The sequence below is a fragment of the Leuconostoc citreum genome (genome assembly GCF_007954785.1).
GTDB lineage: Bacteria > Bacillota > Bacilli > Lactobacillales > Lactobacillaceae > Leuconostoc > Leuconostoc citreum.
This window is the reverse complement of sequence record NZ_CP042410.1, coordinates 247,182-264,566: the sequence shown is the minus strand read 5'-3', so window position 1 is coordinate 264,566 and position 17,385 is coordinate 247,182. Positions and strand designations below refer to the sequence as shown.

At 38.4% G+C, this 17,385-nt stretch carries 14 protein-coding genes; 5 read left to right on the top strand and 9 right to left on the bottom strand.

Going from position 1 to position 17,385, the window contains the following annotated elements:
• Positions 1 to 14: 14 nt before the first annotated feature.
• Both FGL72_RS01310 and FGL72_RS01305 read right to left on the bottom strand, forming a co-directional pair.
• Positions 15 to 1,721: an ABC transporter permease/substrate binding protein gene (locus FGL72_RS01310; RefSeq protein ID WP_099044669.1), complete on the bottom strand. Its 1,707-nt coding sequence runs from the start codon at positions 1,719 to 1,721 to the stop codon at positions 15 to 17.
• Positions 1,714 to 2,907, bottom strand: a complete 1,194-nt coding sequence (locus tag FGL72_RS01305; RefSeq protein ID WP_004904764.1) for a quaternary amine ABC transporter ATP-binding protein — start codon at positions 2,905 to 2,907, stop codon at positions 1,714 to 1,716. Before FGL72_RS01305 ends, FGL72_RS01310 begins: the two co-directional genes overlap by 8 nt.
• 184 nt (positions 2,908 to 3,091) lie before the next feature.
• On the opposite strand from FGL72_RS01305, the gene FGL72_RS01300 reads away from it, so the two are divergent.
• Together FGL72_RS01300 and FGL72_RS01295 are read left to right on the top strand one after the other, a co-directional pair.
• Positions 3,092 to 3,715 carry a GntR family transcriptional regulator gene (locus tag FGL72_RS01300; RefSeq protein WP_146992951.1) on the top strand — a complete coding sequence of 208 codons (624 nt, stop codon included), beginning with the start codon at positions 3,092 to 3,094 and terminating at the stop codon, positions 3,713 to 3,715.
• Positions 3,716 to 3,806: 91 nt separating this feature from the next.
• The gene (locus tag FGL72_RS01295) at positions 3,807 to 4,352 is read left to right on the top strand and encodes a biotin transporter BioY (RefSeq protein WP_146992332.1); all 546 of its coding nucleotides are present in this window, start codon (positions 3,807 to 3,809) and stop codon (positions 4,350 to 4,352) included.
• 338 nt (positions 4,353 to 4,690) lie between these two features.
• Here the strand turns inward: FGL72_RS01295 and FGL72_RS01285 are convergent, their stop codons facing one another.
• Positions 4,691 to 5,539, bottom strand: a complete 849-nt coding sequence (locus FGL72_RS01285; RefSeq protein WP_004904765.1) for a bifunctional 5,10-methylenetetrahydrofolate dehydrogenase/5,10-methenyltetrahydrofolate cyclohydrolase — start codon at positions 5,537 to 5,539, stop codon at positions 4,691 to 4,693.
• Between the two features lie 73 nt (positions 5,540 to 5,612).
• Here FGL72_RS01285 and FGL72_RS01280 point away from each other — a divergent pair, with 73 nt between their 5' ends.
• From FGL72_RS01280 to FGL72_RS01270, 3 genes are all read left to right on the top strand, one after another.
• Positions 5,613 to 6,098 carry a deaminase gene (locus tag FGL72_RS01280; RefSeq protein WP_146992328.1) on the top strand — a complete coding sequence of 162 codons (486 nt, stop codon included), beginning with the start codon at positions 5,613 to 5,615 and terminating at the stop codon, positions 6,096 to 6,098.
• A gap of 287 nt (positions 6,099 to 6,385) precedes the next feature.
• The gene (locus FGL72_RS01275) at positions 6,386 to 7,345 is read left to right on the top strand and encodes a thymidylate synthase (RefSeq protein ID WP_004904767.1); all 960 of its coding nucleotides are present in this window, start codon (positions 6,386 to 6,388) and stop codon (positions 7,343 to 7,345) included.
• A gap of 36 nt (positions 7,346 to 7,381) precedes the next feature.
• Positions 7,382 to 7,882 (top strand): GNAT family N-acetyltransferase, encoded by a 501-nt coding sequence (locus FGL72_RS01270; RefSeq protein WP_146992326.1) that lies wholly within the window; start codon positions 7,382 to 7,384, stop codon positions 7,880 to 7,882.
• A 31-nt stretch (positions 7,883 to 7,913) separates the two neighbouring features.
• Here FGL72_RS01270 and FGL72_RS01265 read toward each other — a convergent pair whose 3' ends face one another.
• The 6 genes from FGL72_RS01265 to FGL72_RS01240 all read right to left on the bottom strand — a co-directional run bounded on the left by FGL72_RS01265 (position 7,914) and on the right by FGL72_RS01240 (position 17,306).
• Positions 7,914 to 8,891, bottom strand: coding sequence for a glycosyltransferase family 2 protein (locus tag FGL72_RS01265; protein WP_004902513.1), 978 nt, complete (start codon positions 8,889 to 8,891; stop codon positions 7,914 to 7,916).
• A gap of 93 nt (positions 8,892 to 8,984) precedes the next feature.
• Positions 8,985 to 10,043, bottom strand: coding sequence for an acyltransferase family protein (locus FGL72_RS01260; RefSeq protein WP_004902514.1), 1,059 nt, complete (start codon positions 10,041 to 10,043; stop codon positions 8,985 to 8,987).
• Positions 10,036 to 11,763, bottom strand: a complete 1,728-nt coding sequence (locus FGL72_RS01255) for a cytochrome B (protein WP_146992324.1) — start codon at positions 11,761 to 11,763, stop codon at positions 10,036 to 10,038. Before FGL72_RS01255 ends, FGL72_RS01260 begins: the two co-directional genes overlap by 8 nt.
• The gene (locus FGL72_RS01250; protein WP_146992322.1) at positions 11,760 to 15,308 is read right to left on the bottom strand and encodes a bifunctional glycosyltransferase/CDP-glycerol:glycerophosphate glycerophosphotransferase; all 3,549 of its coding nucleotides are present in this window, start codon (positions 15,306 to 15,308) and stop codon (positions 11,760 to 11,762) included. The genes FGL72_RS01255 and FGL72_RS01250 overlap by 4 nt, the downstream gene beginning before the upstream one ends.
• Positions 15,309 to 15,385: 77 nt before the next feature.
• Positions 15,386 to 16,201 carry an ABC transporter permease gene (locus FGL72_RS01245; RefSeq protein ID WP_004902519.1) on the bottom strand — a complete coding sequence of 272 codons (816 nt, stop codon included), beginning with the start codon at positions 16,199 to 16,201 and terminating at the stop codon, positions 15,386 to 15,388.
• Positions 16,202 to 16,208: 7 nt separating this feature from the next.
• Positions 16,209 to 17,306 carry an ABC transporter ATP-binding protein gene (locus FGL72_RS01240; RefSeq protein ID WP_004902522.1) on the bottom strand — a complete coding sequence of 366 codons (1,098 nt, stop codon included), beginning with the start codon at positions 17,304 to 17,306 and terminating at the stop codon, positions 16,209 to 16,211.
• Between the last annotated feature and the right edge of the window lie 79 nt (positions 17,307 to 17,385).

The following is a 17,385-nucleotide window of genomic DNA, read 5'->3' as shown; positions in this document are numbered from 1 at the left end:
GCATTGCTTTTTTATTATTGATACCAACTATCAGCTAATTTTTGGTGTGATTTTAACCAGTTATTTGCTGCTTCTTTTGGTGATTTACCATTTTGTATAGCTAACATGACGCTTTCCATATCGTCTTTTGACCAATGGAACTTATCAAGTACTTTTTCAAGCTTAGGATTCTCTTTCTTTAATCCCTTTCTTGTAAAGGTATTAATACTTTCGCCTTTACCCATCGTGCCTTTAGGGTCTGCTAAATATTTTAAGTTGTATTTACTAAACATCCAATGTGGTGACCAACCTGTTACCACAATGTCTTTTTTAGCTTTATAAGCTTTATCTAAAGCAATTGCCATAGCCCCTGATGATGAACCTTGGAGTTGCCAACCATTCAAGTTGGCGTAGCTAGACAGCGTTTTTTTCGCTGAGACCATTTCACCAGCACCAGGTTCGATACCGGTAATTGTTTTGTCAGCTTGATTTGTTAAATCTTCAATAGAGTTAACATTCATATAATCAGGTACAACTAAACCGGTTTTAGCACCTTTTAAATTTGAACCTAATACATTCACATCATTCTTAAATTTGTCATATAAAGTCTTATGAGTTATAGGTAGCCATGCACTTAGTGAAGCATCAACTTGCCCATTAGCAACAGACTGCCATAACACTGCATTATCTAACGGGGTCATCGTCACATTATAACCATGTTGTTTTAAAGATTCGGCTAAGACATTCGTGGAAGCAACTTCTGAATCCCATTCAACATAACCAAGATTAACGCGTTGCCCTGTTTCTTTTTTAGTGGTGACAGCATTGACAACCCCACCACCAATCATAATAACTAGTGTTGCTAAGATAGTCCAACGTTTCCAAGGCTTTGTTTCTGCTTTTTCGCCAGGCTTAGAGTTCAGTTTTTGTGTGAAGCGATCAATAATAATCGCTAAAATCACCAGACCCAAACCATTCACAAATCCAGAACCAATATTAGCATGTTGTACGGCAGATAAGACGCCACGACCCAGTCCAGGCGCACCGATCATAGAAGCAGTAACAACCATCGATAAGGCCAACATAATTGTTTGATTGGCACCAGCTAAGATAGTATTTCTAGCACTTGGTAGTTCGAGCTTAATTAATTTCTGCCAAGTCGTTGACCCAAATGAATCTGCTGCTTCAACCAATGAAACAGGTACTTGACGAATACCAAGGTCTGTCATACGAACCATTGGTGGCAAAGCAAATATTATCGATGCGAACACACCAGGCACCACACCGATACCAAAGAAAGCAACGGCAGGAATTAAGTAGACGAAACCGGGCATTGTCTGCATGAAATCAAGAATTGGCTTCACAACAGCGGCTGTTTTTGGTGATTTAGCCGTTATAATACCAAGTGGTATCCCTATGACTAGGGAAATAACAGAAGCCATGATAACTAATGTTAAGGTACTCATCAAGTCATCCCACAAATTCTGGTTAGCAATAATGGCTAACCCAACAAATGTGAATAACGGAAAACCATATTTTTTAGGTGTGGTTAAGATAGCGATTAACGTAATGCCGGCAATCATTAACGGCATTGGCACAGCAACTAAAGCGTTGGTCATCCCATCCATGACTGTTTGTCCAACATGTTGCATTAAGTTAAACAGTCCAGATAAGTGATTTGTTAGCCAATTGACGCCCTTGGTTACAATGTCTTCAAGGGGTAGTTGAGGTATATTAAGCATTCTCATCATCTCCTTCTGTGTCAGCAAGTGCTTCTATGACCGCACCGCGAATAATGACACCTTTCACGCGATTATTACTGTCAATAACAGCTACCGGTGTCTGCGAATCATAAATAATCGGCATAATATCAGCAATTAACGTATCTAATGATACAGTCGGCATTTCTGCAATTACTTCTGTCAGTGATTTACGTTCGCGACGTGCAGAAACGGCAGAATCGGAAGACAAATAACCCAATAACTTACGGTTACGGTCAACTGCAACCAAACCAGACACTTCTTCATCAGACATTTTACGTAAGGCAACCGTTGGCCCATCAACCGCAATATTTGTCGTGAGTGCTGGAATCATAATACTTTCAGCTGTCAACACTTTGGTACGATCAACACCGCCAATAAACGTTTCAACATATTCATTAGCAGGATTCGTCAAAATTTCTTCACCGGTACCAACTTGTTGTAATTGCCCGTCTTTCATAATGGCAATATGATCACCAATGTGTAAGGCTTCATTCAAATCATGTGTAATGAAGATAATTGTCTTGCGGACATTAGCTTGCAAATCCAAGAGTTCTTCTTGCATTTCACCTCGAACAAGGGGGTCCAAAGCAGAAAACGCTTCATCCATCAAGAGTATATCCGGGTCATTTGTCAGTGCGCGTGCCAAACCTACACGTTGTTGCATACCACCTGATAACTGACTTGGGTATTGGTCTTTAAAGCTTAATAGCTTAGCATTATCCAATGCTTTTTCCGCTCTTTTGCGACGTTCTGCTTTATCAACACCTTGTACTTCTAGGCCATATTCAGTATTTTCTAGAAGCGTACGATGTGGGAACAGTCCAAAGTTCTGGAAGACCATGCTCATCTTTTTACGACGAATATCAAGCATTTGTTTCTTATTAAACTTAGTGATTTCTTGCCCATCAATAAATAATTGACCATCAGTTGGCTCAATCAAGCGATTCAGTAAGCGAATCAACGTTGATTTTCCCGATCCTGACAGCCCCATAATGACGAATATTTCGCCTTCTTCAATACTCATGTTGATATCATAGACACCAACTGTACTCCCTGTTTTTTCGACAATTTCGTTCTTACTTTTGTTCTGTTTTACCATTTTCAGCGCCGCTTTTGGACGCTTCCCAAAAATTTTTGTGAGATGCTTAATCTCTACTTTCGCCATGAAATCCTCCACTTTGTTCAAATAGCATGATGACAATGCTATTTTTTCATTGACTCTGTTTATGATTTAACTTATACTTCAAAGTGACAACTTGTTATAAATAATAGATTGCCACTAAGTGATGTCTTCTATTTTGTCATAAGTTGTCACTTTTGTCAAATTATCCTATCGTTTGGAGGACATGATGCCAACAATTAGAGAACCTCGTTATCGTAAAATAGCTTATCAAATTGCGCAGAAAATAGCTGACAATAATTATCCAGTGGGTAGTAAACTACACGCACGTTCTACTCTTTCAGCTGCTTTTGGCGTGTCATCTGAGACAGCCCGTAAAGCCATAAGCGTATTAGCTGATTTGGAAATTGTCAAACCAGTCCATGGCAGTGGTATTGAAGTCTTGTCACGGGAAAAAGCTAAAATCTTTTTAAACCAAGCACAAGAAACATCTGATATACAAACAATTCATAGCCAAATTAAAGAAACAATTTCACAACAGAAAAGAGAAATTAAAACTTTAGAAGAGTCAATGTCGCGTTTATTCGATCAAACTCAGCGTGTGCAGTATCACAATCCCCTCAATCCTTTTGAACTTGAACTCACCTCAGATAGTTCAAAATTTGGACAGTCAATTGCTAGTTTGAATTTTTGGCAGAGTACTGGCGCAACAATTGTTGCCCTCATGCATAATGATGAATTAGTGATTTCACCTGGTCCCTATGCTGTGATTGAGCGTGGCGATACATTATACTTTGTTGTTAATGAAGTAGCTATCAACCATGTCAAAAATTTCTTCTACGATACACCTTAAAAAGCTATTAAAATAGCTTTTTTTATTTTCTTGACAACTGCACCGCCTAGCTGTAAACTTATATAGAAAAATAAGTTAACAAGAGGAAATTATGAAGACACAAAGACTCACCTTCACCGTTGCGATTATCGCCATATTGATTATCATGGCTTATATTCCGGCCATTCCAATCGGGATTGTCCCAATTGTAGTGCAGAATATGGGCATTATGCTGGCAGGGGCCATTTTAGGCTGGCGCAGCGGCTTTATCGCTGTTATCGTTTGGTTAATTATGGCTGCCATTGGCTTACCTGTCTTGGTCGGTGGTAGTGGTGGCTTTGTTCATTTCATCGCCCCCACTGCTGGCTATATTTGGGCCTATCCGTTTGCAGCACTATTGATTGGATTATCTGTTAAGTACTTAAAGTATTTCAATAAGTTCAACTTTGTAACACTTTTTATCGCAATTATTATTTTTGGAGTTATCTTTATTGATGTCAGTGGTGCTGTTGGTTTGACTCTTATCACACACATGTCATTTTCTAAGGCCTTGCTGATGCAACTTACTTTTATTCCTGGCGATTTGATTAAAGCTGCACTTGCCACAACAATTGCACTCACACTGCGCCGTCGTTTTAGTGTATTAGAGCATGACTAAGATTTTAGGGATTGCTGTTGATGCGTCAGGGCGATGTCAACATTGGCACCAAGATTTTGATATCATTGCCAATCAATGCGAGCTATGTCAGGAATACTTTGCTTGCTACCTGTGTCATGATTCATTACGTCGTCATGCGTTTCAACCGGCACCATTGACAGCAAAAAGTGTGCGATGTGGTAACTGTGGTTGTGAAATGACTGGCACAATATATCTTAAATCAGCTAACTGTCCACAATGTCAGCACGCATTTAATCCTAAATGTCACCTTCACCAAGCGATTTATTTTCAATAAAAAAGCAATGATCCGTCTATTTGATAGAAAGATCATTGCTTTTTTATGCTTGGTAATTTTCTGCTAAGGTAATTGTGTTTTCTAATAGTGTCGCAATAGTCATTGGTCCAACACCGCCAGGCACTGGCGTGATGTAGCTGGCAATACTTTGGACAGAATCAAAATTGACATCTCCAACAGCTTTACCGTTAACAAAATTCATGCCAACATCAATAACCACAGCCCCCGGTTTCAAGTCTGAACCTTGAATAAAGTCTGGCTTGCCCACACCAACAACTACAATATCTGCGCGCTTCAAATAATCTTTCAGGACATTTTCTGGTGTGTAGCGGTGTGCTAACGTTACAGTTGCGTCAGCATTAGTCAATAAAGCAAACATTGGACGGCCGAATAATTGAGAACGACCGATAACAAGCGCTTGTTTGCCAAAAATATCGATGTTGTAGTGCTTTAATAGTGTCATCACACCCTGCGGTGTCGCTGCAACAGTGTAATCATCTAATGCGTCACCAAACAACATCCCTTGTACCGTTGCGCCTAAGCCATCAGCATCTTTATGTGGTGCCACTGCTGAAAAAATTTCACGTTCTTTGACGCCTTTTGCTAACGGACTTTGTACTAGAATTCCTGTAATTGAAGGGTCAGCATTCAGTGACGCGACTAATGCCAACACACTTTCTGTCGTTGCATCAGCTGCTGTCGGAATATCTTTGGTCTGAATACCTAAAGCAGCGGCTTTTTTGGATTTCATGCCGACATATAATCGACTACCGTCATTTTGAGGATCATATATAACAGCTAATGTTACTGGCTTCCCTAGTTTTGCCACACGATTAGCAGTTTTCTCGTTAGTTAACTTTGCTACTGCTGCACCGTCAAGTATTTCAGTCATCAAAAAGCTCCTTCGTTTGTTCGCGATTTATGTTATATTTTTCTTAACAAAAAGATCATGGGAGTCATTCAATATGTCGAAGAATAATCGTATTAGCTGGGATCAATATTTTATTGCACAGGCAGCTATTTTATCCACTCGTTCTACGTGCACCAGGCTACATGTTGGTGCGATAATTGTCCAGAATAATCGCATTATTGCCAGCGGCTATAACGGTTCAGTTTCAGGGACGCCACATTGTACCGAGGTCGGTGATTTAATGGTTGATGGCCACTGCGTTCGTGCAGTACATGCTGAACAAAACGCTTTAATGCAAGCCGCTCAAATGGGCATCAGCGTCTCAGGAGCAGAATTTTATGTGACTGATGTGCCTTGTATTCAATGCACCAAATTATTGTTGCAAGCTGGTATCAAAAAAATCAACTTCATGCGCGATTATCACAATAACGCTTTTGCAGAAAAATTGCTGGCTCAAAAACATGTCACCGTCAAACAAGTCCCTTTTTTACCACAAACAGCACAACAAATTAATTGGCAACAATTCATCACACATGAATGATACTCTCCAAAAAAAATGAATTATTTGTTAATAACGAACTATTATTATTCTATCACAGTTTTTTGTTTTAGAAAACGAATATCTAATCATGATACATTAACCGTATTTTAGCATTGTTTTACCAATGCTTTTAAACATGCTACAATCGTATTAGCCGTTATTTGGCGATATCATCGCAAAAACAAAACACGGACAAAATTAATATTTTATCGTATATTTGTTAAGATTTTAATCATTACCACACGCGAAAGGATAACCGTGTTCTATGAACACGACATAATATAATCATGTCAAAAAACGAACAACAATACCTCGACTTAGCACAAAAAATACTAGATGAAGGTCACCTCAAGGGCGACCGCACTGGTACTGGCACGCATTCTTTATTCGGATCACAAATGCGTTTCAATCTGCAAGAGGGTTTTCCCCTACTCACCACAAAAAAAGTTTTTTTTGGACTGATAAAGTCAGAATTGCTTTGGTTTTTAAGGGGTGATAATAATATTCGATTTTTACTCCAACACAACAATCACATTTGGGATGAATGGGCTTTTAAAAATTGGGTATCTTCAGAAGAATATTCTGGTCCTGATATGACGAACTTCAGCCATCGTGCACAAGAAGATGCTGATTTTGCTGCAGCTTATCAAGCACAAAAAGCTATTTTCGTGGACAATATTCTCAATGATGATGATTTTATGGAGAAGTTTGGTTATATCGGCGATGTCTACGGTAAGCTTTGGCGCGGCTGGGAAACAATATCTGGTGAAAACGCCATTGATCAAGTTAATCGCCTAGTGAATCAAATTAAGGCAACACCTGATTCACGTCGCCTTATATTAACTGCCTGGAATGCCGAAACAACACCACAAGCGCCATTACCGTCATGCCATGTGCTCAGTCAATTTTATGTTGCTGATGGCAAGCTTAGCCTGCAATTATACCAACGCTCTGGTGACTTCTTCTTGGGTGTGCCATTCAACATAGCATCATATTCTCTTCTGCTACATATGGTTGCCGCGCAGACTGGCTATGAAGTTGGTGATTTTATCCATACGATTGGTGACACGCACATTTATAATAACCATATTGAACAAATCACCGAACAACTCTCTCGTCCAATGCACCATTTGCCAAAGCTATGGCTGAATCCTGAAGTTAAGTCACTATTTGACTATACAATGGATGACATCAAGGTGCTCGATTATGAAAGTGAGCCTGCGATTAAAGCGCCTGTTGCGGTATAATAATCTTAATAGATCATGTTGTCGAAAGGATTAGCGATGAAAATTAGGCCACTAGAAAAAAGAGATTTACCTTATATTTATCAACAAGAAAATTCCCGTAAAGTGATGGCACTTTGGTTTCAGGAAGCATACACGTCGTTTGATGAGTTACAGTTGTTGTACGAACGACATGTATTAGATCAGACAGAACGACGTTTTGTCGTTGAAGATAAGGACCAATTTATTGGTGTGGTTGAATTAATGTATATTGATGGATTACATCGCCATACTGAAATACAAGTTATCATCCATCCAGACCACCAGGGACATGGTTACGCTCAATCAGCTATCAAATCGGGCATTGAATATGCCTTTAAAGTTTTGAACATGCACAAAGTTTACCTGTATGTTGACGTTGACAACGCTGCTGCTATTCATATTTATAAAAAAGTTGGTTTCACTCAAGAAGGTGTCTTACGGGGTCATTTTTTCGCTGAAGGTAAGTATCACGATAGTATGATGATGGGTATTTTAGCCCATGAATTTATTGCAAATTAAAAAAGTTGTCACTTTGAAAGTGACAACTTTTTTAGTTAAGTAATTCTTCTAAATCCAATTCTCTTAAACTAATGGTCTTTGTTTGGTGTAATCCAGCTGCATACTCAATTGTTGGCTTAAAAAACAAACCACGCCATAAACCACGGATAATCATACCAAGTTTCTTAGCTCGGAAAGGAACGCCTCGCTTTAATAAAGTCCGACGCCAATCATAAATGACTGCCCCGATAATCGTTTTGATCATATCTTTGGTAGAAATGCGACGTGCCGTTAAGACACGATTGCGGTACTCATAATCATAACGCCATAGACGACTAGCATCTTTTTCCGCAATTATATCACCAGGTTTAGTGTTTTCTTTTGATTTATGCACAGCAATAGAATTAATAACCATATAGCCTCGTTTGATGTCAGCAATACGATTTGTGTATTCCATGTCATCACCCCAAATAAAGTACTCTTTTTGAGGCAAGCCTACCATTGCTACCATCTCACGTGAAAACATAACTGACACAAAAGTTGAATTAACAACTTCAATTGCTGGTTGGTTCTTATCAGTGAGGTATCTTTGCCAAGTAAAAGCACGTGGCGCCGTGACATTCATCCAAGAAGGATTACCCGTCACACTACCCCAACGCACCTGTGAGTTAACAAAACCGGCTTCTGGATGCGATTCTGAAAATTCGACAAGATGTTTTAAAGCATCTGGCTCTGGAATCGTATCATCATCCATTAACCAGACATAATCATCTTCTAAAGTTTCACCAAATAAGCGGACAGCTTGATTAAAGCCCCCAGCACCACCTAAATTTTTGTCAGCGTGATAAACAACCACGCGACTATCATGCAAACTATCCAGATACTCTTTTGTACCATCAGTTGATAAATTATCAACTACAATAACATGTGATAAATAATTTGTTTGCGCTAAAACCGCAGCGAGTGATTCTTTCAATAATGGCAAGCGATTGTATGTCACAATAGCAGCAGCGACAGTTTTGTCAGTCATCTGATTATTTCCTTCATAAGTTCAGTAGTTCAATTATACGTAAAATAGCAGTGTTTTACAAATTCATCTTGTGTCACATCACTAACTCACAGCTTACCATAAATATCTAATCAACTTAAGTCTAGTATTCTTTTGTAAAGCATAAGACAAACTAAACAGTAACATCAAGGCAGTTAATACCAAACTAAATTTTGTCCAACCACTCATGTTAATAGCGAAGCGATTATGTAAAATTGCTGTTAACACGATTAAACCAAATTGTCCCATGTAAACAAAGCTAGAGAGACGACGTATATCGTTCGAACAAGGTATAGTAATTTGTCTGACAGCGACATTGATTGCCAATAACAAAACGCTTACCGCCAATAAATCAACAAAGATAAATTGCTCAGTCGATAATGTTGTCCCTGCTGCACGCCAATGAAATACTTCTTTAACAGTTAATAGTTGAATCAACATGATTGACACAGTCAACAGCAAGATAGGTATTCTTCGGAAAAAGCCCTCATATTCAGCAATAAAGCGGCCAAAAATCAAAAATGGTACAGCCACTAGGAAAGACTCAGCTGGCAAAAAATTTGGGATATGCTTAAGCGTGGTCATAACCATTGGTATATTCTTGCCCTTAAGCAGGACAATAAGTAAAATTGCCAACCAAATAGTCCCAATCGCAGTCTGTGTTAACACATTTAAACGATTAAGTAATACAAAGACGATAATTCCGCCCAAGATAGTTGCTGAAATATACCAAGAGCCTTGAAAGGTGCTACCTGTGAAAAAATTAAGAATATATTTCTTAAACAACGACCATACCAATCGTAATCCATGCTCACCTTTGAAACGAAAATGACCACTCCAATCTAATGGTATTAGCCAAAGATATAGTAGCCACCAAGCCAGATAAAACTTAAATAGACGTTTAAGGTAGTGCCATGTATACTGTTTTCGCTCAGCTAACGATGGCAAAGTCATTAACTTTTTATGCACCAAAAAACCAGATGTCAGTAGAAAAAATGGTACGGCAAAGCGACCGATGCCTAAGAAAAGAACAACATTACTCTCTGAGTTAGGCAAAGGCCCAATGTGAATACCTACTACAAAAATGGCCGCAATTAGTTTAAAGATGTCTAATACATCGTATCTATTATTCATTGTGACGTTTCCTTATGCTTATAACTCGATAGCTCAAAAGAATCACGATTACAATGATTGGACTCACATACGCTACTGTTTGTAGCAAAGATGTTTTGATGCCCAATATCAGTTGATTCTCTCCTTCACGACCAACCACATCAATCACGCCCACCAGCCCGGTCTTAGGCATTATTTGTTTGCCATTCAGGGTAGCTACTGTTTGTCGGTAAGCTACGGCTGGCACTTGTATCTTAGCCGGATGTGCTTGATACCAAGTAATTTCCAGATTCCCAGCATTATTTATGCGTTTTTTAAACTGGCTCGGTAAAATCAGATTATTGACAACAGCTTGATAATGTTTATCATTTGAGAAAACCTCATCTTTGCCGGGCAAGTAATCCGGCGCTCTAAAATTAACAACATGCATACTCTTGTCAAACTGTTGTTGCCTTTTTTGTAACAAGTCCTGTATTTGGCTAGCTTCTTTGGATTCATCATTTGGAATAACCAACTTTGATGCTAACGTATTATCCTGGCGCCAAAAATTTTGGTTGGCGTTTTCGTTACTAATATAAGTATTTTTAATTGTCATACCGCCGATGAGTAACAGCCCAATGCTTATCGCTAAAATATATTGTTTCTTTAAATTTAGTGTATTGATCAGTTGCGTCAACGATAAAATAACAAAAAAACTAAGTAAATATAAACCAGGTAGCGTAAACCGCATTGGGAACTGCACAATTTTAAATAAAGCAATATCATTCCAATGATTTGTTACAATCGCTGGTGCCGAGGCAATGAATAGAAATAATAATCCAAAAATTAATAATAACCACTGTTGCCTTGATACTTGTTTAAAACAAGCAACTAGCAAAGTTATTGACAACACAATTAACCAAAAAGCCAGCCCTTGATAAGGATTCGTTGATAATGCTTTAGGTGAGGTGAAAATAAATGGAGACAAAATTGGCTGTGTTTTTATGATTGTCAAGTAGTCAATCCAATATCCCAGCGTTAAACCAACACTGATTAAGCCCGCCAAAGCAATTTGCTTAACAAGCATAAGTTTTTGATTGGTAGTCACTAACGCAACTATAAAGAAGGCAGCTATTATGAAGACACTAAAAACAAACGATAGCATGTGACATTCCAAAATAATGGCCATGGTTATTCCAAGCTTTATGGGCTTCACCAGCTGCTTTTGCCCACTAGTCATCTGCATACCGGCATCAATTACTAATGGCAGGAACATCATGCCCCACGGCATCCCCCCCGAACTATGGTACCAATAAGTTAATGCCCAATAACTTGTCAGTGATAATAGCGTAGCCACAGTCAAACTGAAAAATGGCTGTCTAGAATACTTATTGAACAACCAATAGCTCAAAGCTATTGTCCCAAACGTTAGAACAAAGTTAGTGATTAATTGAAATTTCAGCCATGCCTGTGTCACCAACAAGATAAGACCGAAACAATAGCCTAATCCGGGTCCGTAAAAAGCATTGACTATACGCCCAGTTGCACCGAAACCATAAAGTGACATCGTCATATTATGAAAGTTTAAGTGTTTGAGCCGTTGCATAGCTTCAAAAGCACGATTAAAATGAAATGCTGTATCTGCCCCTAAATAGATGCCTCTGCTATGAAGTTGTGGTAGGGCAAAAATCAAAGCAATGACTAATATAATCAAATATGGGTATGCCTGATACCATTGTATTTTCTTCATCGCTTGTTTCATGCCATATCATCCTTAAAGACCGTTTCAACAAGTTTTTGGCTAGCATGACCATCATCATATTGTATAAACTTATGCTTAAAGTTTGCAATTTTTTCACGATATTGATGTTCAATAGCCTCAAAATTATTAATTGCTGCTAATAATTCGTTTTGATTGTAGACTAGTGGTCCGGGCGCATCATGCTCAAAATCAAAATTCAGCCCACGTGACGACACATACTCTTCATAATCGTAAGTATAAAAAATCATTGGTTTATCAAGCAACGCATAGTCAAACATCGTAGATGAGTAATCAGTAATCATCACATCAGAAACTAAGTAATAGTCTTCAATTGAAAAATCTTGATTAGCTAATGATATATTCTTAGCTTTTGGAACATTACTGACATTATTCCAATAGTGCGGGTGAATAATCATGTAAAGCTCTTTATCTAAAGTTTTTTCTAATTGCACAAAATCAATTGGCAATTCGATTTCGCCACGAACTCGCCATGTCGGAGCATATAAAACAATTTTTTTATTTGTGGGTATCCCCATCTTCTGCTTCATCTGTTGTGTGTTTTCAGAATTGGCCCTACTAAATAAAGCATCATTTCTTGGATAGCCTGTCGGTAAGACCTTAGCTTGGTGGCGATATGCGTCTTGTGCTACCTCCGCTACATAATCACTTGGGACTGTAAGATAGTCCCAATTCAAATTTTTACGTAAATAACGCTCGTAGTTAGCAGGATTCCATTCATTTAGTACATTAAATCCCATATTTTTTAATGGTGTCCCGTGCATTGTCTGTATTTCAACTTGTGATGACCGTTTAATGCGTTCATCTTGTTCAAAATTAACATTATTAACAAAATACTTTGCTCGAGCTAAATAATACCAATATTCTTTTGTGCCAAATGAAATAAATTTAGTATTTGGTAGGTCGACCTCTTCGACTATATTTTTTAATACGACAACATGGTTAAACTTTTGAGTATGTGCCTGTAGGTAATCATAAATAGCTTTTGGATTATCGCCAAACTTGTCTCCCCAAAGGGATGAATAAACAACTGTATTATTCAATAATGGCTGCTTTAAGTATTCTAGATAGTCAGTTTGCCAGAAGGCCACTTTATCGGCCATATCTCTAAAGCCTTCACGGTTCGTGTTTTGTCTTAATACAACTTGACGATGTTCCTCTTTATCGTCTGTACTAATTAACCACTCTAACTGCCCCATTGGTATGGTTTTATTCAGTAACTCATGAACTGACTTACCCCATCGCAAAGGCATCGTGAAATCATCACGACGCAAGAAATGTATAGAAATTTCAGGATGCAGTAATGCAACATCACGATATTGACCAAATGACAATGGCATCGATACTTCCCACAATTGGCGCTTGCCAAAACCATGCGTCAATTTTTTGGCACGATAACTATTTGATAACCCATCTGCAGCAAAGGTTAGTTTGGCCGACAATGCTGTCTTTGTCCAGCCTCCGAGCCAAAATTTTATTTTAGCTGTGTTATCATCCACACTAAAAGACTTCACAATTGGGTATTCCCATGAGATAGCTAAAGTGGCGACATGATTAGAAACATGAAAAATACTCATATTTGCACCAATACTTTGCGGTGCTGCAATCTGTTGTTGTGACATGCGGATTTTCTCGTAACTCGTCACATCAGATAAATCATCTGTGGTAATTAATTGCCACCACCGTTTAGCATTAGGATCCGCCTCACCTAAGAATGACTGGTCTGCTTCTGAAATTGTATAGTTTTGTCCTTGACGCCCTAATGGTAAGTAACGTTGATTAGCGTCATCCCATAATGCGACATGGGCCTTAGTATGAGTAAGTTGCCATATGTAATTATTATTATAATACCGGCTAGAAACAACTACGGGTGCTTTGGGATACCTAGTAAATTTTAGTCGCCAGTCCGATGAATAACCGGGCACAATGAAGTCATCACCAACCATAAATCCTTCAGGTCTTGGATCATCACCGGGTAATGGTTCCGTCACAATAGCCTGCAATGACATACCATGTACTACTTGGCTAATTTTAATGTAAGCTGGTTCGGTAAGCGCCGTTAAGTCTGTTAATGGTATTTCAATATGATAGTGATTGTATTGATAGTGGTGTGCCGGTACTTCGACTTTTGTTTGTGTGTTATCAAAGCCACTGTACGCTGTTATATTAGGATCTTCGGAGAAGACGATGCTGCCTGTAAACGGCGCAACTGTCTCACCATACTTATTAACGAATGTTACCTCAGCATCGCCAATATCATCTAAATTATTGACATCCAAATACTGATAATATAGATGGCCATCAAGGGTGACAACATTATCTTCTTGCTTTACTTCATATAAACGTGTGCGACTTTCAAAATCATGCTTGAATGTTGGTAGTTCAAAATCAAAATCATCTTGGTAGCTACTATGCAACTGCTTTGTTTTTGGATTAAAGCTAATATGAAATTCTTTTTTGGCATAAGTTAAAATTGCTTGTTGTACAAGATTATACGGCTCATTTAGCCAGATAGTATATAGTGCACGATACCAAAAACGTGCTTGATTAAATTGTTGTGGGGTTAGCATTTCCAAAAAGGATTTCACTTCACGATAGATTACATCTTTATAATCTTGATCTAGCACTAAATAGTTATCGTAAGTAAAAGGAATAGTTAAATCAAAATCAAGCATTTTGTGTAGCTGTTCATCTTGTGCACCTCTTGGAGCGTCATACTTTTTTAGGCTTTCGAGAATGAACTTCATGCCTTTAACGCGGTCAGTAAAACTTTTAATTTGACCTGTTGCCTGTGTGATTGAAGGTGCCCCAATATCACGGAATCGCCATAAATAAACAATCTCATCAAAAATATCAATTTTTTGCGCTAAGCTATACATTGGTACAACAGTTGGCATATCTTCGTACAATACTTTTTCTGGGAAATAAAGACTATATTTTAAAATAAAATCGAGACGATATATTTTATTCCATGCAGTCGAATCCCAGACCATTTCGGGATGTTCTGCCAATGTTGTGGCTTCATACGTATCATGATAAGCTCTATGATGAACATAAGACGTCCACGATTCGCCTGTACTATTAAACCTTCTAACCGCTCCGCCAATCAAATCAGATCCCGTACGCATAATCATATTTAACATTTTGCGATACGAAAAATCGATGACAATGTCATCTGGGTCAACATAGGTAATAAATTCACCTTCGGCTAAATTAGTCCCACGATTTCTTGCTGAACCCAGTCCGCCGTTCTCAAACAGGTATAATTCAAATATTTCTGGATAGTTATCAACGTACTCACGCGCAATTTCAGGGGTTGCGTCTTTTGAACCATCATCAATTAAAATAATTTGATAGCCCCCATCAACACCTTGCCTAAGTAGAGAATCTAACGCCTCTCTTAGAAAAAGTGACACATTATACATTGGCACAACAACGCTTAGCTTTGTTGTTGCCCGACGACTTTTTTTAACAATGGTGACAGGCTTGTCATGATTTTTAGGGATATGAATAATTGGTTCAGTCATGGATTAACTCCTATTGTAATTATGTATGCAAAGAGGGGGTACGAACCACTTGGCCGCACCCTCTTTTCGCTTAAGTATTAAACAAGGTCCGCAAAATAAGCACGGAATTTCAAATGCAAATGTGATCCTAACAGTAATACAACCAGCACAAATGACCAGAAGGCTATATTTTGTGATGGATGATCCCATACCCAGCCGGTACTCAAGAATGAATCACGAACACCAGCAATTAAATAATAAAACGGGTTCATTTCTATTAAACGACCAATGCGTGCGTGTGTTGGGCCCAATTTTTGTGCAATATCGATAACTGCACCAGAAAACCAAAATACGAATCGCATAATTGTTTGTATCAATTGTTGATAATCAGGGAAAAGTACTGTAATAGTCGCATTAAATATGCCTAAAGCGTGCAAAAAGACGAGCATCGCAAAGAAATAATAAATAAATTGGAATGCATGTGGCGTTAGATGAACACCTGACAAAACAGCAATGACAACACCCACGGCTAATGTAATAAAAAATGGGATGACGTTAATCCAAGTTCTCACACTTGGCATAATGCTGATTGGAAAATTCATTTTAGAAACTTGTCGTACATTGTTACGAATACTCCAAGTAGCATCCATAAATGATGTATTCAAAAACAACCATACTGCCTGACCTATTACTAACCAACCAATATATGGCACACCATCAGTTTCACCGCCTTGCCGCAAACCGACACCAAAGACTAACCAATACGTTGCAATCTGCATAACAGGGTTGATAATATCCCACAGCACACCCAAAGAATGGTCCATGTATTTCGCGCGAGTTTCATAGCGCGCTAAACGTAAAATAACGGGAAAGTATTTTATTTGCTCCCGTAGCACAAGCCATATTTCTTTCATGTTTTACTTACCGTCCAAAATACATATAAGCGTACACAGCATAAATCAGAATACCCGTACCAGCAAAAGCAAGTAGCCAGTTCCACCAACTTAGGCGGCCACCAACAGCATTGTCTCTGACAATTTTTTTCTTTTCTGTATTCGTCAAATGCTGATCTAATGCTATACGTTCTGTTAACTGTTGACGATTGAAGTCGTTTTGTGCTTGTTTACGTGCTGCAACATACGACTTTTTAACATCATCATCGAGCTGATTGTACCATTTAGTCCAATCTTTATATTCTTGCAGAATCGTTTCCGTATCACCATAGGCTCTTAACTCACCATATTGAATCCACATTGTTTTGTCTGTGAATTCTTCAATTTGGCCTAGGGCATGTGACACGAAGAAAATTGTTTTACCTGCAGCTTTAAATTCCTTCATTTTGTTCAAAGCTTTACGTGTAAAGGTTTGGTCCCCAACAGATAACGCTTCATCGATAATCATAATATCAGGATCTTGATGCACTGCTATTGAAAATCCGAGTTTTGAACGCATCCCCGATGAATAGTTTTTAACTGGTTGTTTAATAAACTTACCAAGTTCAGAAAAATCGGATATGTCGTCAATTTGGTCATCAATTTCTTTATTTGATAACCCCATCATGAGTGACTTCAATCGGATATTTTCTAATCCGGTCAAATTATCGCGTAAGCCATCCCAAACCGATAGCAATGATGTTTGCCCCTTAATTTTCAAACGACCAGAAGTTTCAGCCAAGGCGCCACTCAATATATTAAGTAATGTTGATTTTCCTGAGCCGTTGACGCCTATCACGCCGACAACATCACCTTCAAAGACATCAAAAGAGATGCCCTTCAAGCCCCAAAACTTTTCCTTATCTGATTTCAAAGGATTTAATATTGCTTGAATCTTTTCATTGCGGGACGTACCCATATCGTATTCTTTTGTAATATAACGGCCACTTACTTTCAGTGGTGCTTCTGAATTATTATGGTTTCCGGGTAAATCAAGCTGTTTAGCCACAGACACCGGTAAGAAGGGTTCATCTAACCCACGTGGATCATTGGGTTCATAAACCGCTTTTTTAATATCTTCAGTCATGTCCTTCCTCCGACTAAATGTACATGTGTGAAAAAGTCACAACACTTAACTATTATACCTTATTTACACCAAAATAGTC